Origin of the sequence: Methylobacterium variabile (assembly GCF_001043975.1) — a bacterium.
In the GTDB taxonomy this organism is placed as follows: Bacteria; Pseudomonadota; Alphaproteobacteria; order Rhizobiales; family Beijerinckiaceae; genus Methylobacterium; species Methylobacterium variabile.
The window spans coordinates 1-1,519 of record NZ_LABY01000562.1 but is presented as its reverse complement, the minus strand read 5'-3'; the positions used below and the strand labels follow the sequence as shown (position 1 = coordinate 1,519).

Annotated in this window: 3 protein-coding genes; 1 reads left to right on the top strand and 2 read right to left on the bottom strand. The window is 57.8% G+C overall.

Going from position 1 to position 1,519, the window contains the following annotated elements:
• The coding region (locus tag VQ02_RS34500; RefSeq protein WP_048448792.1) for an ABC transporter substrate-binding protein at positions 1–413 on the bottom strand (413 nt) is incomplete at its 3' end.
• Positions 414–588: 175 nt separating this feature from the next.
• Between VQ02_RS34500 and VQ02_RS34495 the strand changes: the two genes are divergently transcribed.
• Complete coding sequence (locus VQ02_RS34495) at positions 589–1,086, top strand: MarR family winged helix-turn-helix transcriptional regulator (RefSeq protein WP_053080362.1); 498 nt, start codon at positions 589–591, stop codon at positions 1,084–1,086.
• A 171-nt stretch (positions 1,087–1,257) separates the two neighbouring features.
• Here VQ02_RS34495 and VQ02_RS38920 read toward each other — a convergent pair.
• On the bottom strand, positions 1,258–1,519 hold a 262-nt coding region (locus tag VQ02_RS38920; RefSeq protein WP_209437114.1), incomplete at its 5' end, for a hypothetical protein.

Below are 1,519 nucleotides of genomic sequence, written 5' to 3'. Positions count from 1 at the left end.
TGCAGCGTTGCCTTGGAAATGTGTGATGTGTATAAGAGTCTGGTCTTGATCGCGCAGGCGCTCGGGACTGACCATCTCACGGCTGTGGTGGTGACGCCGTGCATGCCCTGTACTCCGCCCTCACCGCGCCACCTCCGCGGCATCGCCGCTCCGATATCGGGCTTGTTCTGGTGATAGGCGGCGACGCCTACGACCTTGCGGCCGAGCAGGATGCAGCCGAAATCCTCGACCGCCATCTGGGCGGCGACGACCGACCCCATCCCGGTGATGTCGGCGAAGGGACCCGACTGGTCGTTCAGAACGCCGAGCCGGACGGGCTCGGACTGCGCGGTGGCGTCGAGCGTGCCGGCCAGGAAAGGACATACGATAGCGACGGCCATGGCGGTCAGCCGCCACATCGCAGCGAGCCTCATCTCGCTCCTCCCATTCAGTGCGCCCACTTCCGGAGCGTCGGGGCCATCGTACCGAGAGCGGTAAATATAGCAAGTGAGTTGTTGTATATCGACGGCCGTCGTGGCGAGTTCGGTGGCGTGCCGTGCCGAAGGCCTCTAAGACGGGTCGTGCGCGACGCCGCGGGAATGGCACACAGTGAGCAGCAGGATCGACGACGAGGCCGCCCGGTTGGGCCTGGGCTTATTCCTGTTCGCCCACCTCCGCCTTGCAGCCGATGCCGACGAGGAACTGGCATCGCTCGGGCTCCACCGCACGCACCACCGCATCCTCCACCTCGCTGCGCGGGCGCCGGGCACGAGCGTGGGCGAGATCATCGGGCTCTTGCGCTTGACGCCGCAGGGGATCCAGGGGCCGATGCGTCGCTTGATCCGCGACGGTCTGATCGAGCAGCGCTCTGCCGAGCGCGATCGGCGTAAACGGCAGATCTATCTCACCGAGAAAGGTGCGAAGCTCCAGAGCGAAATCGCTGCCAAACAGTATGAGCGCATCCTGCGTGCTTATGAAATTGCCGGCGCTGATAATCTGGACGGTTTTTTCAGGGTAATGCTTGCATTGATCGATGCTGGAGACGCAGAGTATCTGAAATACAATCATAATTCTTTATTTATGAAATATCAAATTAACATGCCATAGAGTTGTATTATATGCTGGATATTTCCATTGATGCGCGGAATATTATGGCGAATGAAGGGGTCATTTCAATATCAAAAATACGCCGATTGATTTATTGACAAAACATAGAGCGTCTTTGGTATGCGCTTGTGCATAATGTTGACAGATTATAACTGAGATCAGGAAGCTGAATCAGGAGTCAGGATGCCCGAACAGTCTTCGATGGCGGACATTTATGACACTATCCGCCAGATTCAAATTTGGATCAACGGCGCGAATTTCGCGCGCACCCCTGGAATGTTCGAGTAGAGTCGGTAGTTCGCACCCGTTCTGTGTAACGAGCAGGCGCTGGCATTTGGATAAGTCGCCCTCCCCTTCTTGATGCACATCACGAAACTCCCGCTGCACGACCGCCGTCCCAACGAGCGACACGGTGATCGGGAGTTTTGTGAGA